The 14,231-nt window shown below is 72.2% G+C and carries 12 protein-coding genes; 9 read left to right on the forward strand and 3 right to left on the reverse strand.

Features of this window, described 5'->3' with window-relative positions; all coding sequences use genetic code 11:
- Positions 1 to 14: 14 nt before the first annotated feature.
- The 5 genes from efp to ACFYUV_RS08450 all read left to right on the forward strand — a co-directional run bounded on the left by efp (position 15) and on the right by ACFYUV_RS08450 (position 4,084).
- A complete protein-coding gene (gene efp / locus ACFYUV_RS08430) occupies positions 15 to 575 on the forward strand; it encodes an elongation factor P (protein WP_352326968.1) in 561 nt (186 codons plus the stop codon).
- Position 576: 1 nt separating this feature from the next.
- Positions 577 to 987 (forward strand): transcription antitermination factor NusB, encoded by a 411-nt coding sequence (gene nusB / locus ACFYUV_RS08435; protein WP_387666389.1) that lies wholly within the window; start codon positions 577 to 579, stop codon positions 985 to 987.
- Between the two features lie 431 nt (positions 988 to 1,418).
- Positions 1,419 to 2,174 carry a methyltransferase domain-containing protein gene (locus ACFYUV_RS08440; protein ID WP_364331452.1) on the forward strand — a complete coding sequence of 252 codons (756 nt, stop codon included), beginning with the start codon at positions 1,419 to 1,421 and terminating at the stop codon, positions 2,172 to 2,174.
- A gap of 32 nt (positions 2,175 to 2,206) precedes the next feature.
- Complete coding sequence (gene dinB / locus ACFYUV_RS08445) at positions 2,207 to 3,448, forward strand: DNA polymerase IV (protein ID WP_358293953.1); 1,242 nt, start codon at positions 2,207 to 2,209, stop codon at positions 3,446 to 3,448.
- Between the two features lie 240 nt (positions 3,449 to 3,688).
- A complete protein-coding gene (locus ACFYUV_RS08450) occupies positions 3,689 to 4,084 on the forward strand; it encodes a DUF3040 domain-containing protein (RefSeq protein ID WP_364331446.1) in 396 nt (131 codons plus the stop codon).
- A 103-nt stretch (positions 4,085 to 4,187) separates the two neighbouring features.
- Here ACFYUV_RS08450 and ACFYUV_RS08455 read toward each other — a convergent pair whose 3' ends face one another.
- Genes ACFYUV_RS08455 through ACFYUV_RS08465 form a run of 3 tightly spaced genes read right to left on the reverse strand, consistent with a single transcriptional unit; the run spans position 4,188 to position 8,847 of the window.
- Positions 4,188 to 6,614: a transglutaminaseTgpA domain-containing protein gene (locus ACFYUV_RS08455; protein ID WP_387666394.1), complete on the reverse strand. Its 2,427-nt coding sequence runs from the start codon at positions 6,612 to 6,614 to the stop codon at positions 4,188 to 4,190.
- Positions 6,611 to 7,873, reverse strand: coding sequence for a DUF58 domain-containing protein (locus tag ACFYUV_RS08460; RefSeq protein ID WP_358293949.1), 1,263 nt, complete (start codon positions 7,871 to 7,873; stop codon positions 6,611 to 6,613). Before ACFYUV_RS08460 ends, ACFYUV_RS08455 begins: the two co-directional genes overlap by 4 nt.
- The gene (locus ACFYUV_RS08465; RefSeq protein ID WP_352326975.1) at positions 7,870 to 8,847 is read right to left on the reverse strand and encodes a MoxR family ATPase; all 978 of its coding nucleotides are present in this window, start codon (positions 8,845 to 8,847) and stop codon (positions 7,870 to 7,872) included. The genes ACFYUV_RS08460 and ACFYUV_RS08465 overlap by 4 nt, the downstream gene beginning before the upstream one ends.
- Positions 8,848 to 9,312: 465 nt before the next feature.
- Between ACFYUV_RS08465 and mraZ the strand changes: the two genes are divergently transcribed.
- The 4 genes from mraZ (at position 9,313) to ACFYUV_RS08485 (ending at position 14,220) form a co-directional block, all read left to right on the forward strand.
- The gene (mraZ, locus tag ACFYUV_RS08470; protein WP_352326976.1) at positions 9,313 to 9,744 is read left to right on the forward strand and encodes a division/cell wall cluster transcriptional repressor MraZ; all 432 of its coding nucleotides are present in this window, start codon (positions 9,313 to 9,315) and stop codon (positions 9,742 to 9,744) included.
- A gap of 219 nt (positions 9,745 to 9,963) precedes the next feature.
- The gene (rsmH, locus tag ACFYUV_RS08475) at positions 9,964 to 10,929 is read left to right on the forward strand and encodes a 16S rRNA (cytosine(1402)-N(4))-methyltransferase RsmH (RefSeq protein ID WP_387666398.1); all 966 of its coding nucleotides are present in this window, start codon (positions 9,964 to 9,966) and stop codon (positions 10,927 to 10,929) included.
- Entirely contained in the window at positions 10,919 to 11,410 is a 492-nt protein-coding gene (locus ACFYUV_RS08480; RefSeq protein ID WP_387666400.1) for a hypothetical protein, read from the forward strand. Before rsmH ends, ACFYUV_RS08480 begins: the two co-directional genes overlap by 11 nt.
- Complete coding sequence (locus ACFYUV_RS08485; protein WP_387666403.1) at positions 11,407 to 14,220, forward strand: penicillin-binding transpeptidase domain-containing protein; 2,814 nt, start codon at positions 11,407 to 11,409, stop codon at positions 14,218 to 14,220. Before ACFYUV_RS08480 ends, ACFYUV_RS08485 begins: the two co-directional genes overlap by 4 nt.
- Positions 14,221 to 14,231: the final 11 nt, after the last annotated feature.

Genomic DNA, 14,231 nt, shown 5'->3' on the forward strand with positions numbered 1-14,231 from the left:
GCGGGAGAGAACGAGTGGCGACGACCAACGACCTCAAGAACGGCATGGTGCTGAAGCTCGAGGGCGGTGAGCTCTGGAGCGTTGTCGAGTTCCAGCACGTCAAGCCGGGCAAGGGCGGCGCGTTCGTGCGCACCAAGCTCAAGAACGTCCTCTCCGGCAAGGTCGTCGACAAGACCTTCAACGCCGGCGTGAAGGTCGACGTGGCCAACGTCGACAAGCGCGAGATGCAGTACTCCTACAAGGACGGCGACGACTTCGTCTTCATGGACACCGAGACCTACGACATGGTCAACGTGCCCGCCCGCACCGTCGGCACCGCCGCCAACTACATGCTGGAGAACACCCTCGCCACGATCGCGTTCAACGAGGGCTCGGCGCTCTACGTCGACCTGCCCGCCGCCGTCGAGCTGCTGATCTCCAACACCGAGCCCGGCCTGCAGGGCGACCGCTCCACCGGCGGCACCAAGCCGGCCACGCTGGAGACCGGCGCCGAGATCAAGGTGCCGCTGTTCATCACCACCGGCGAGAAGGTCAAGGTCGACACCCGCAGCGGCGAATACCTCGGCCGGGCCTGAGGTGTCTGCACGCGGCAAAGCACGCAGGCGCGCCCTTGACATCCTCTTCGAGGCCGAGCTGCGCTCGGAGGATCCGCTGAAGATCCTCGCCGAGCGCGTCGAGCGGCAGGAGCCGCCGGTCAACGAGTACACCTCGGCCATCGTCGAGGGCGTCGCCCGCCACCATGCCCGCATCGACGAGCTGATCACCACCTACTCCGAGGGCTGGACACTCGACCGCATGCCCGCGGTCGACCGCAACCTGCTGCGCGGCGGCACGTACGAGCTGCTGTGGATGCCCGGCGTGCCGGAGGGCGTGGTCATCAGCGAGTGGGTGCACCTGGCGGGCGAGCTGTCGACCGACGAGTCGCCGCAGTTCATCAACGGCCTGCTGGCCCGGTTCAAGCAACTCAAGCCAAGCCTCACCCTTTAGACAAAGGCCGCGAAGGCCGTTTCGGAGTACGTTCCACTCAGACGGTCCGTACGGCTCGGGAAGAGGCGGCGGGAGGCGCGCCGGCGCGCGGCCTTCCGGTGCGGTCCCCGGCCTGGCCGCGGGGCCGTGAGCCGGTCCGGGGAAGTGGCGCGTCACCAGCCGCGACGCGCCCTTTCCCGCCGTCCCCGGCACGTTCTTCTCCACACCCCACTACGACGGGCACGCCGTGGTGCTGGTGCGCCTGGCGGCCGTGGCGGCCGGCGAGCTGGCCGAGCTGCTGACCGACGCCTGGCGGCTGCGCGCGCCGAAGAGGATCGCGGCGGCCTTCGACGGTTAGGGTCCGGCCTGCGGGCGACGGCGCGTACGGCGTAGGCTGGGCCCGTCCGCACAGGGCGAGGGCCGCCCGCGGAGGAGAGAGAGGCGAGCCGACGTTGCGAGCAGAAGGCGTCACCACGAAGACCCCGGCGGTGCGCACCGCCGTCGTGTGGGGCGCGTTGCGGTCGGTGCTGGCCGAGCGTGCCGAGGCCGTCGGCCGGGCCACGCTCGACATCGTCGACGCCGGCGGGGGCACCGGCGGGTTCGCCGTGCCGCTGGCCGAGCTCGGCCACACCGTCACCGTCGTCGATCCCAGCCCCGACTCGCTGGCCGCGCTGGAGCGCCGGGCCAAGGAGAAGGGCGTGGGCGTGCGCGGCCTGCAGGGCGACACCGCCGACCTCGGCGACCTGCTCGACCGCGACAGCGCCGACCTGGTCCTGTGCCACAGCGTCCTGGAGTACGTCGACGACCCCACCGGCGCGCTGGCCGCCGTCGCCGGGCTGCTGCGCCCAGGTGGCGCCGTCAGCGTGCTGGCCGCCAACCCCGTGGCCAGCGCGATCCACCGGGCGCTGGCCGGGCAGTTCGACGAGGCCAGGGCCGTGCTGGCCGACCCGCGCGGCACGTGGGGCGACCGCGACCCCACGCCGCGGCGTTTCACCGCCGAGACCCTGGCGCAGCTGCTGACCGCCACCGGCTTCACCGTCGGCGCGGTCCACGGCGTGCGGGTCTTCGCCGACCTGGTGCCCAGCCGGCTCGTCGACGGCGAGCCCGGCGCGGCCGACGCGCTCGTGGCGCTGGAGCAGGCCGCCGCCGTCCACCCCGTGCTGCGGGACGTCGCCACCCAGGTGCACGTCCTCGGCCACCGCCCCTAGTCTGGAACGTCTGTTCGGATAGACTCGCAGGCGTGTCCCGCAAGCAGATCACAGGCATCGGCCCCGCGCCGCGGACCGGGGTCGATGACAGCGGCTGCCCGATTCTCCACGTCGACATGGACGCCTTCTTCGCCAGCGTCGAGCTGCTGGAACGGCCGGAGCTGCGGGGCCGCCCGGTGATCGTCGGCTCGCCGGCCGGGCGCGGTGTCGTGCTCAGCGCCACCTACGAGGCCAGGGCGTCCGGCGTGCACTCGGCGATGCCGATGAGCAGGGCGCGCCGGTTGTGCCCGCAGGCCACGATCATCCCGCCCAGCCACGGCAAGTACTCCGAGGTCTCCCGGGGCGTCATGGAGATCTTCCACTCGATCACCCCGCTGGTCGAGCCGATCGCCTCCGACGAGGCGTTCCTCGACGTCGGCGGCGCCCGGCGGCGGCTCGGCCCGCCCGCGGCGATCGCCGCCATGATCAGGGAGCAGGTCCTCGACCGCTACGGCATCACCTGCTCGGTGGGGGTGGCCTCCAGCAAATTCGTGGCAAAGCTGGCCTCCAAGCAGTGCAAGCCCGATGGCCTGCTGGTGGTGCCCGAAGGGCAGGTGGTCGACTTCCTCCACCCGCTGCCGGTCGCGGCGTTGTGGGGGGTGGGGGAGCGCACCGAGCAGTCCCTCGTCCGGCTCGGCATCCGCACCGTCGGCGACCTGGCCAGGGTGCCGCTGGGCACGCTCCAGCGCGAGCTCGGGCAGGCCGTCGGCGGCCACCTGGCGACGCTGGCCTGGGGGCGCGACGAGCGTCCGGTGACCGCGCACGTGCCCGACAAGAGCATCGGCAACGAGGAGACCTTCGCGGCTGACGTCGACGATCCCGAGGTGATCCGGCGCGAGCTGCTGCGCCTGGCCGAGCGCGTGGCGGCCCGGATGCGTAAGGGCGGACACGTGGGCAGAACTGTAAGTGTGAAGCTGCGCCGGGCCGATTTCACCACGATCACCCGGTCGCGCACCCTGCGGGAGCCGACCGACGTGGCCCAGGTGATCTACGCCACCGCCTGCGAGCTGTTCGAGGCCGCCGGTCTTCAGCGGGTGCGCCTGCGCCTGGTCGGGGTGCGGATGGAGAACCTGCGCCCGGCCGGCGAGGCCACCCATCAGCTCGGTCTGGGCGAGCGCGAGACCGGCTGGCGCGAGGCCGAACAGGCGATGGACAAGGCGATCCGGAGATTTGGCCCCGATGCGGTGCTCCCAGCGTCGCTGGTACGTGGCAAGCTTGATGAAATAGAGACATGACGCCCATGTCCTACTCGATCGGTCAGTCGGGTAGGAGAAGGATGTCGCGATTTTGGGGGAAGGGGTGCGAGATGGTCCACAATGGAGCCATGACGTCACCTCCGGTTTGGTCTGCGTTGGACGTTTGCTTTCGCCTACGTCTACAGCCTCGTATTCTGGGGATAACCGACCGCGAGGTTCGGACACCCCGTGTCGTCCGTTGCCGTCTTCCCCGTCCTGGGGCTGTCCTTGGGAGGCGCCGTGCCGCTCTCTGAGCACGAGCAGCGCTTGCTCGACCAGATCGAGCAGGCCCTCTACGCCGAGGACCCGAAGTGGGCCAACACCGTGAGGATCAGTGACCCGCGCAGCCATTACAAGCGTCGCCTGATCAAAGCCTCCATCGGCTTTGCGCTCGGCGTCGTGATCATGATGGTCGGCGTGGTCATGAGTCAGATCCCGCTCGGCGTCGGCGGTTTCGTGGTCATGCTCGCCGCGTGTCTGTGGGGTCTGTCCAGCTGGAAGCGCATGAACGGGTTCGGTGACTCGCCGCCGGCCCCGGGCGCCGGCGCCACGGGCAGGCAGCCCCGGCGCGCCAACCGGGGCACCTTCATGGAGCGCATGGAGGAGCGCTGGCGCCGTCGTCACGACGAGCGCTGACCTCCTCGCCCCTCCTCGCGGGTCCCGAACCTTCCGCCCTACGCGAACGTGCGGCCGTTCCCCTTCCGGGGAGCGACCGCACGCTCGGTCCTGGGCAGGCGGCTCAGGCGCCCTTGTGGGCCGCCGTCCGCCGCAGCCTGATGTTCTCCAGCAGGTCGAAGCCGTCCAGCAGGCGCTCGCCCAGCGCCCGCAGCCGCCGCAGCGTCGAGGGCGGCAGCAGCACCGCCCGCATCCGCCGTCCCCGCGACACCGTCGCCGCCAGGGCCTGCCGCACCTTGCGCAGGTCCTTTCTCATGGGCCCGATCGTGCCCGGGTCCCTGGCGAACAGCACCCGCTCGACCGTCGTCGCGATGGCCGTCATGGCGGCCGCCGACTCGGCGTCGAACTCGTACTGCCGGCTCAGCCGCCGGGCCAGCGCCCTCGGGGTCTCGCTGGTGCCGCGGGTCATGCCGTAGTCGCACAGCACGTCGTCCAGCTCGGCCCAGACGGCCGCGATCGACGGGTGGTGGGCGGTCGCGATCCTGGCCGTCAGGTCGTCGGCCGGTTGCGAGACCTTCCAGCCCAGCGCGCGCACCCGCCGGTTCCTGGTGAGCAGCCGCAGCGCCGCCGGGACCAGCAGGAGCAGCAGCAACGCGCCCGCGCCGATGCCGATCTTGCCGATCAGCGGCATCGAGTCGTCCGGCGGCAGGCCGCCCGTGGCGATCAGGCCCTCACGGTCGAGCTCGCGCGGGTTGCGCCGGGTGGAGGGGTTGATCGGGTCGTCGGCGCCGGACTCGGTCGCGCCGCTGCTCGGCGAGGTGGACGGCGTCGTCGAAGGCGCCGGCGGGACCGTGTAGTCCGGCACCCGCGCGCTGCCCTGCCCCAGCGACCCGGACGGCGTCGGCTCGAACGGCAGCCAGCCCACGCCCTCGAAGTACAGCTCGGGCCAGGAGTGCGAGTCGCCGGTCGTGACCGTCCAGTTGTCGCCGGCCTTCGTGCCGCCGGTGTAGCCGATCGCCACCCGCGACGGGATGCCGACGATCCTGGCCAGCACCGCCATCGAGGCCGCGAACTGCTCGCAGTAGCCCGTGCGGTCGCGCAGCAGGAAGTCCCGCAGCGCTGAGTTGCCATGGCCCTGCGTCCGCAGGTCGTAGCGGAAGTCGCCGTCCTTGGTGAAGAACTGCTGGAGCTTCACCGCCGCCTCGTAGTTGGAGTTGGTCTGCGCTGTCAGCGAACGCGCCAGCCGGACGATCTCCGGCGGCAGGTTGTCCGGCAGCTTCAGGTAACGCCGGTCCACGCTCGGCTGCACGCCCTCCAGCGACTCCAGCAGCTCCGGCGTGGCGGCCGGCTCGCTGGTGGCGACCTCGTACTCCAGGCCGGCCGCCTCGTCGGGGATGGAGAAGACCATCAGCGTGCCCACGTCGGCGCGCCAGTCGCCGTCCACCCGGATCTGCCGCGGCGGGTACGGCAGCGGCAGGAACTGCAGCCGCTCGATCTCGTCGCTCATCCGGATCCTGGTGACGACGTTGCTGACCTTCGTGCTCGCGCTCAGCCCCGGAGGCGGCGGCAGCGGGCCGTTCTCCGTCCTGTTGTCCGGCGAGCCCTTCGGCTCGGTCATGCCGAACTGCTGGCCGTCGAAGGTGTCCAGCGCGTAGATCCGCAGGTACCTGGGCTTGTCGTCGTTGTTGTTGTAGGTGAGCACCACGCGCCGCTCGGGCAGTTCGAGCTGCCCCCGCAGGCTCGCGATCGGGCTCGCGATGCTGATCGAGTTGCCCTTGCCGCCGCCCCGGCCGCCCACGCCGAACTGGAAGAAGGAGACCGGCTCCATCACCGGCAGCGCGGCGGGCAGCAGCACGGCCAGCGCGATGGCGGCGAACCCGATGCGCTTGCCCGACAGCCGCAGTCCGCTGGTGTCGGCCCTGGCCCCGCCGGTGTCCGGACGCGGCCCGGTCGCCGCCCTGGTCCGGCGGACGAGCACCGCCCGTCCCCAGTGGCCCACCCGCTCGCGCCCGTCGGCGATCAGCAGGCTGACGAAGCCGAGCGCGGCGATGATGAAGGCGGGCCAGCTGATCGGCTCGGCCAGGATCGTCGCCGGGACCGTGGCCAGCGCCAGCAGCGGCAGCCCGGCCAGCGCCGCCCGCCGCAGCCGCGCGGCGAGCAGGTCCACGGCGATCGCGATGACGCCCACGCCGCCCGCGGTCAGCAGCGTGATGCCGTCCGTGGAGGGCACGGGCGCGGCGTAGCGCTGGATGTCGGCCCAGCCGACCCCGAGCAGCCGGCCCAGCTCCCACACCGACTCCTTGGTCGGGATCACCAGCGCCCACGCCTTGCCGGAGGCGAAGACCACGGTCAGGAAGATCCATAACGCGGCCAGCCCGGCCGGCGGCGCGGCCCAGGCGGGCAGCGACAGGCGGGAGCCGATCAGCCCGGCGGCCATCACGGCCAGCACCGCGCCGAGCGACGTCCAGAACCAGGCGCCGCCCTGGAAGAGCGGATAGAGCAGGATCGCCGCGGCGAACGCGGCCACACCCGAGGCGGCCGTCAGCCTCATGCCGCACCTCCCGTGGGGTTGAGCGCGTACCTGCCGCGGTTGGCGGCGTCCGGCCAGACCGAGGCGATGGAGGTGCCGGCGGGCAGGCGGACGATCCGCCAGCCGTAACCGGCCAGGACGCCCTGAACGGCGTCGAAGTTCTCGTGCGAGCCCCGGCCGGCGCCCTCCCAGGTGCCGGCGTCGAGCAGGACCGCGACACCGGTGACGCCGCTGTGCCGCAGCCTGGCCAGCTCCCTGGCCTCCTCGGGGTCGAGCGCGCCGAGCACGGCCACGATCAGGCCGTCGCCGCCGCCCTGGCGCAGGGCCGAGACGCCCATCTCCAGCGAGCGGGCCGAGCTGTGCCGCACCACGGCGAGCGTGTCCAGCAGCGAGTAGCTGAGACCCTGGTCGGTCAGGTGCTCGGCGCCCTGGTCGGTCACCAGCCGCAGGCCCAGGCCCTCGTGGGCGAGATGCACGCCGATCGAGGCCGCGGCCGAGACCGCCACCTCGAAGGAGGAGCGCGGGCCCTCGCCGCGGTGGGCGTGCCTGCGGGTGTCCAGCAGGAGCGCGCCGCGGCTCTGCCACTGCTGCTCCTCGCGGCGCACCATCAGCTCGCCGTGCCGGGCGGTCGAGCGCCAGTGCACCCGGCGCAGGTCGTCGCCCTGCCGGTACTCGCGCGGCGCCACGTCGTCGTCGCCGGCCGCGGCCACGCTCCTGGTGCGGCTGTCGCCGCCGCCCGTCCACTCGCCCGACAGCCGTACGTGCGGCAACGCCACCACCTGCGGCGTCACCACGAGCGTGTCGCTGATCGTGAACGCCCGCGTCAGCTCCACCAGCCCGAACGGGTCGGCGATGCGCACCGACAGCGGCCCGATCGTGTACCTGCCGCGCAGGTCGGACCGGACCCGGTAGTCGATCTCCCGCACGCCCTTGGACTCGACCCGGTCGAGCACGAACCGCGGCCGCACGCCCAGCGCGTACGGCACGGTGTCCTCGATCAGCAGCAGCCCGGTCGGCAGCCTGGTCACGTTCTCCAGGCGCAGCGTCACCGTGGCCTCCCCGCCCACCTCCGCCCTGGGCGGGTCCAGCCTCCGCGCGCAGCTCAGCCGGTACCTGGTACGTGCCACCACCAGCGCGGCCAGCAGCGGCAGCGCCGTGACCAGCACGCCGATCCTGAACAGGTCGTTCTCGCCCAGGATCAGCGCCATCAGCAGCGCCGCGATCCCCGAGGCCAGGAACGACCTGCCGCGGGAGGTCAGCGCCCGCAGTCCGGCCCTCACGACGCTCGCGTCTCCGGCACCGGCACACGCCTGACGAGGTCGGTCACCACCTGCTCGGGCAGACGGCGCTGGCCCTGGGCCTCGACGCTGGGCAGCAGCCGGTGCGCCAGCACGGGCACGGCCAGGTCCTGCAGGTCGTCGGGGATGACGTAGTCGCGTCCGGCCAGCGCCGCGTGCGCCCTGGCCGCGCGGACGAGCTGCAGCGTGGACCGGGGGGAGGCGCCCAGCCGCAGGTCGGGGGAGTGGCGGGTGGCCACGACGAGGTCGATGGCGTACTTCTTGACCGGCTGCGAGACGTACACGCCGCGCACGGCCTCGATCAGGGCGCGCACCTCGGCGGTCGTGGCGACCGGCTCCAGCTTGTCCAGCGGCGAGGTGCTGCCGTGCACGTCGAGCATCTCCAGCTCGGCGGTCGGCTCCGGGTAGCCCATGGCGACCCGGGCGGTGAACCGGTCGCGCTGGGCCTCGGGGAGGGGATAGGTGCCCTCCATCTCGATGGGGTTCTGGGTGGCGATCACCATGAAGGGGGCGTCCAGGGGGTACGTCACGCCGTCCACGGTGACCTGGTGCTCCTCCATGCACTCCAGCAACGCCGACTGCGTCTTGGGGGAGGCGCGGTTGATCTCGTCGCCCACGACGATGTTGGCGAACACCGGCCCGGGCTTGAACTCGAACTCACGCGTCTGCTGGTTGTAGGCGCTGACCCCGGTGATGTCACTGGGCAACAGGTCGGGCGTGAACTGCACGCGGCGCACCGGGCAGTCGATGGACCGCGCCAGAGCCTTGGCGAGCATCGTCTTGCCGACCCCCGGCACGTCCTCGATCAAAAGGTGGCCCTCGGCGAGCAGGACGGTCAGCGTGAGACGGACGGCGTCGCTCTTTCCCTCGATCACCGACTCGATGGCCTGCCGAATTCGGTGGGCGGTGGAGACCAGCTCGTCAAGCTGGGGAGGGACGTCATGGGTTAGTGCCACCAGGCCTCCATAGTGCGACGGCTGTCCCGCACGGTGCCATTACGGGAGCCATGCCATTCCTTTTCCATTGTCTGTACGACCCTACGACGCTGCGGGTTCTTGAGCGACATTTGTGGATATTCCAGGGAACCCCGCTGATGTTCCTGTTCTTGTCGCATAGCAGTGCGAATCCCGTGACACTGACCCCCTCGGCGGCCCCACTTTCCTCCACCGCCGCCTTGGCGCCCGCCGGAAGCCCCTATACCGCCGGTCTTTCCAACCCTCGACACGCCCATGAGGGTTGGCCCGCCCCCGGCGCCCCCCACCCCCGCTCCACCGCTCTGACCTGCGGTAACGCAACGGAAACTGATGATGAAGACGGTTCGAATCAGTTGACGGTGGGGAGAAGTGGAGTATGGTGGTGCGCAGTGGAGGGCCCGGTGCACCAGCGCTGAGCGCTTCGCTGAGGCACGGGAGGTGGCGCCGATGTTCCTCGGCACCCATCAACCGCGTCTTGACGACAAGGGACGGCTGTTCCTGCCGGCTAAGTACCGTGAGGAGCTGGCGGAGGGTCTTGTGATCACCAAAGGCCAGGAGCGATGCCTCTACGTCTTTCCAGTAGAGGAGTTCCAGCGCATAACCGAGGCTCTCAGCACCGCCCCGGTCACCGCCAAGGCGGTGCGTGACTACAGCCGCGTCTTCTTCGCAAGCGCGTCCGACGAGAAACCAGACAAGCAGGGACGCGTCACGATCCCGCAGAGCCTGCGTCAATACGCCGGCCTGGAGCGTGACTGCGTCGTCATCGGGGCCAACACCCGGTTGGAGATCTGGGACTCGCAGGCTTGGGACACCTATCTCAACGCGCAGGAGCAGGCGTTCGCCGATCTGTCGGAGGAGGTGCTGCCAGGGATCTTGTAGTGACCACGGTCGATCCGTCGGTGATGTCGTTCGGCGAGGTCTCCACCCGCAACCACTGCCTGCCAACTGATGCACCTTCCCCGGTGTCAGAGGGCGGGCGTCCACGAAGAGGGTGCGGATGGGGACCTGGCCGGACGGCGCCGGGTGGGGACCCAGGAATGACTGACGATTGACCGATACGCGTCATCCGCGAGCAGGACGCGAGAGGGGGGGTTGGAGATGGACGACAACGCAGGCACGGGCGGTCACGTTCCGGTGATGCTCGACCGCGTACTGGAGCTGCTGGGCCCGGCGCTGTCGGGGCCGGAGCCGGTCGTCGTCGACGCCAATCTCGGGCTCGGCGGCCACTCCGAGGCCCTGCTCGCCGCCTTCCCGTCCCTGCACCTGATCGGGATCGACCGCGACCCGTTCGCGATCGACTTCTCCACCCGCAGGCTCGCCCCCTACGCCGGCCGCACCACCCTGGTCCACGCCTCCTCGGGCGACCTGGCCCAGATCGTCGCCGAGGCCGGGCATCCCACGGTCCACGGCGTGCTGTTCGACCTCGGCGTCTCCTCGCCGCAGCTCGACGAGGCCGAACGCGGCTTCGCCTACTCCTACGACGCCCCGCTCGACATGCGCATGGACACCGAGCAGGAGCTGACGGCCGAGCGGGTGGTCAACACCTATCCGGCCGCCGACCTGGCACGAATCCTGCGCGACTACGGCGAGGAACGTTTCGCGCCGAGGGTCGCGGGGCTTATCGTCAAGGAACGCGCCAAGGAGCCCATCACCTCCACCAAGAGACTCGCCGACATCGTGCGCGACGCGATCCCCGCGGCGACCAGGCGCACCGGCGGCAACCCCGCCAAGAGGACTTTCCAGGCGCTGCGCATCGAGGTCAACGCGGAGCTGTCCGCCCTGGAGGCGGCGCTGCCCGCGGCGCTTGACGCGCTGGCGCTGGGTGGGCGGGTCGTCGTGCTCTCCTACCACTCCCTTGAGGACCGGCTCACCAAGCAGGCCCTCACGGCGCGAACCAAGGACACCAGCCCGCCAGGGCTGCCCGTCCCGCTACCGGCACACCAGCCGAGGTTCCGCCTGCTGACGAGGGGAGCCGAGCTCCCCAGCGATGAAGAGCTCGCCCGCAACCCGCGGGCGGCCTCGGCCCGGCTACGGGCGGCAGAGAGGATCCGCGTTGACGATTGAGCAGGAGACCGGCCGGGTCGCGCCCGTCCGCCGCGCCATGCCCAAGCCGGGCACGCGCAGGCCGGGCGCTTCGCACCAGACCAAGCCGCGGCCCCGTCCTGACACCGGCGGCCGGCGGCCGGCGGCCGCGCGTCCCGGCGAGAGCGCCGCGCCCGCGCGCCGTCCCGCCGCGCGGCGGCCCTCGACCAAGCGGCAGCGGGCGCCGTTCGTGCTGCTCGTCGTCGGGTTGATGTGCGGCGGGCTGGTGAGCCTGCTGCTGCTCAACATCATGCTCAACCGCGACGCCATCACCGACGCCAAGCTGCGCGAGGAGATCGCGGTGGCCCAGCAGGAGAAGGAAGCGCTCCGGCTGGAGTACGAGCGCAAGATGCAGCCCCAGAACATCGCCGACCGCGCCGAGGCGCAGGGCTACCACCTGGACAAGAACCTGCGGCCCTGGGACAAGGGCGAGCCGACTGTCCCGGCGGTCCCGGAGCGGTGAGGGATTCAGGCGGCAGGGGACAGGGTCCCGGCCGCGGCGCTGGCGGCGCCGGCTCTCCTGGAGGGCCCGGCGCCGCTCGTCGTACGCCGGGCGGTCCGGGGCGGGCAGGGCGAGGGGGCTCTGCCCGTTCCGACGGGGCGGGCCGCCCGGGGGCGCCGGACGACTCGCCGCGCAAGCGTCCCCCCGACCCGTTCGACCTGCCGTTCGACGACGACCTGAGGGGCCGCCGGCCCCACGACCCCGACGACGACGCGCGCGGCAGCGCCCGCCGCGACTCCGCGGGCGGTTCCCGCGGCCGGCAGCGCCGCGACGACGGCGACCGCGCCCGGCCCCGCGACGACGACGAGGGCACCCGCTCGCGCCGCGACCCGGGCGACGGCCCGCGCCGCCGTCCGCGCGACGACTCCCGCGACGATCCCCGCAACCGCGCCGCCTCCCAGGGACGCGACGACGACGACCGTCCGCGCGGGCGCGCCCCGCAGAGCCGCGACGGCGACGACCGTCCGCGTGGCCGTGCCGCCCAGGGACGCGACGAGGGCGACCGTCCGCGGGGCCGTGCCCAGGGGCGGGACGAGAGCGACCGGGCGCGCGGGCGCGCGTCCCAGGGGCGCGACGACGGCGCCAGGGACAGGGCGCCGCAGGAGGGGTCGCGCCGTCGCGGCGACGGCCCCGGCCCCGACCAGGCCCGCGGCTCAAGATCCGACCAGGGGCGCGGCTCCCGGCCCGACCCGGCGCGCGGCTCGCGATCCGACCAAGGACGTGGCTCGCGGTCCGACCCTGCGCGCGGCTCGCGATCCGACCAAGGACGTGGCTCGCGGTCCGAGCCTGCGCGGCCCGGTTCGGGGCCGGGCCAGAGCCGGAGCTCCCGGCCCGAGCAGGGGCGCGGCGGCAGGCCAGGTCAGACCCGCGGTCCCGGGGCCGGTCAGGCGCGCGGTCCGGCGTCCGGCCAGGGGCGCGCCTCCGGGCTGGACCAGGCGCGCGGCCGTGAGCGCGGCATGCTGCGCCGCGGCGCGGACGTGCCGCCGCCCAGGGGCCCGCGCCGCCCGCCCACCCCGCCGCGCCCGCCGCGGCCCCCGCTGGTGCTGCGCCTGGGCAGCCCGCGCCGGCGCATCAACATCGGCCTGATCGGCATGACGTTCATCCTGTCGATCTTCGCCGGCCGGCTGATCCAGATGCAGGGCCTCGACTCCAAGGTCTACGAGGCCGCCGCCGTCGGCCAGCGCCAGCACGTCGAGGAGATCCCCGCCAAGCGCGGCACGATCACCGACGTCAACGGCAACGCGCTGGCCCGTACGTCGGAGGCCCGCGAGGTGTCCATCGACCCCTCCAAGGTCCCCGCGGACGTCCGCGCCAACGTCGCCGCGATCCTGGCCAGGCAACTGGGCAAGACCGTGGAGGAGATGACCGCCAAGCTGTCCAGGACCGGCAGCCGCTACCAGCTCCTGGCCCGGGACGTCGACCCGGTCGTGGCCACCCGCCTGCTCCAGGCCCGCGTGCCCGCCCTCAGCACGAAGAAGACCTACCGCCGCGACTACCCGGCCGGCGACCTGGCCGGCAGCCTCATCGGCTTCGTCGGCGACGAGGGCAACGGCCTGGGCGGCATGGAACAGGCCAAGAACACAATCCTGGCCGGCCGCGACGGCAAGCAGCGCGTCGAGACCGGCCGCGACGGCCTGCGCATCCCCATGACCAGCAGCGAGCGCACCGCGCCCGTCAACGGCCAGGACGTGCGGCTCACCATCGACCGCGACATCCAGTGGGCCGCCCAGAAGGCGGTCGCCGAGCAGGTGCGCGAGTCGGGCGCGAGCAGCGGCGCGGTCATCGTCATGGACGTGCGGACCGCCCAGATCATCGCCATGGCCAACGCGCCCGAGCTCGACCTGGGCAACTGGCGCAGGGCCCCCGCGTCCTCCTACGTCAACAAGGCCGCCGCGGACGTGTTCGAGCCCGGCAGCACCAACAAGGTGATCACCGCCGCCGCCGCGCTGGAGGCCAAGGAGGTCACCCCCGACACGGTGTTCCAGGTGCCCGACAACATCAGGTGCGCCGACCGGGTGCTGCGCGACGCCCACGCCCACAAGCCCGAGGCGATGACCTTCCGGCAGGCCATGGCCCAGTCCAGCAACGTCGCCACGATCATGGCCGCCCGCAAGGTCGGCAGCGAGCGCCTGTACGCGATGCTCAGGGCGTTCGGGTTCGGCAGCACCCCGGCGGGCGGCGTGCCCAACGCCGAGGCGGGCCTGCTGCCCAACTACAAGAACTGGTCGGGCAGCCAGAGCTGCACGGTCGCCTACGGCCAGGGCGTGTCGGTGACCGCCCTGCAGACCGCCAGCGTCTACCAGACCATCGCCAACGGCGGCGTCCGCGTCGATCCGCAGATCGTGGCGGGCACCACCGACGCGTCCGGCAGGTTCGTCCCGGCTCCCGCGGGCAGGCAGACCAGAGTGGTGAGCGAGACGACGGCCAAGGAGATCACGACGATGCTGGAGACCGCGGTGAGCGCCGAGGGCACCGGCGCGCTGGCCGCCATCCCCGGCTACCGGGTGGCGGGCAAGACCGGCACCGCCGACCGCTACGACGCCGAGCTGGGCCGCTACGACGGCTACACGGCCTCCTTCGCCGGGTTCGCGCCCGCGGACGCGCCCCGGCTGGTGGTGCTCTCGGTGCTCCAGAACCCCAAGAACGGCCATTTCGGCGGCCAGCTCGCGGCCCCCGTCTTCAAGGATGTGATGACGTTCGCCATCAAGAGCAGGAAGATTCCTCCCACAGGCTCGGACGCGCCGCCGGTGCGTACGCGCGCGGGACAGTGAGCAGGGAAGGT

The organism is Nonomuraea sp. NPDC003560 (genome assembly GCF_042878785.1).
Lineage (GTDB): Bacteria > Actinomycetota > Actinomycetes > Streptosporangiales > Streptosporangiaceae > Nonomuraea.

What these genes read in the sequence shown, in the direction of transcription:
- ACFYUV_RS08455 (WP_387666394.1), bottom strand. Translation starts at nt 6,614, where the DNA reads ATGAGGCTGACGGCCGCCTCGGGTGTGGCCGCGTTCGCCGCGGCGATC.
- mraZ (WP_352326976.1), top strand. Translation starts at nt 9,313, where the DNA reads ATGTTCCTCGGCACCCATCAACCGCGTCTTGACGACAAGGGACGGCTG.
- rsmH (WP_387666398.1), top strand. Translation starts at nt 9,964, where the DNA reads ATGGACGACAACGCAGGCACGGGCGGTCACGTTCCGGTGATGCTCGAC.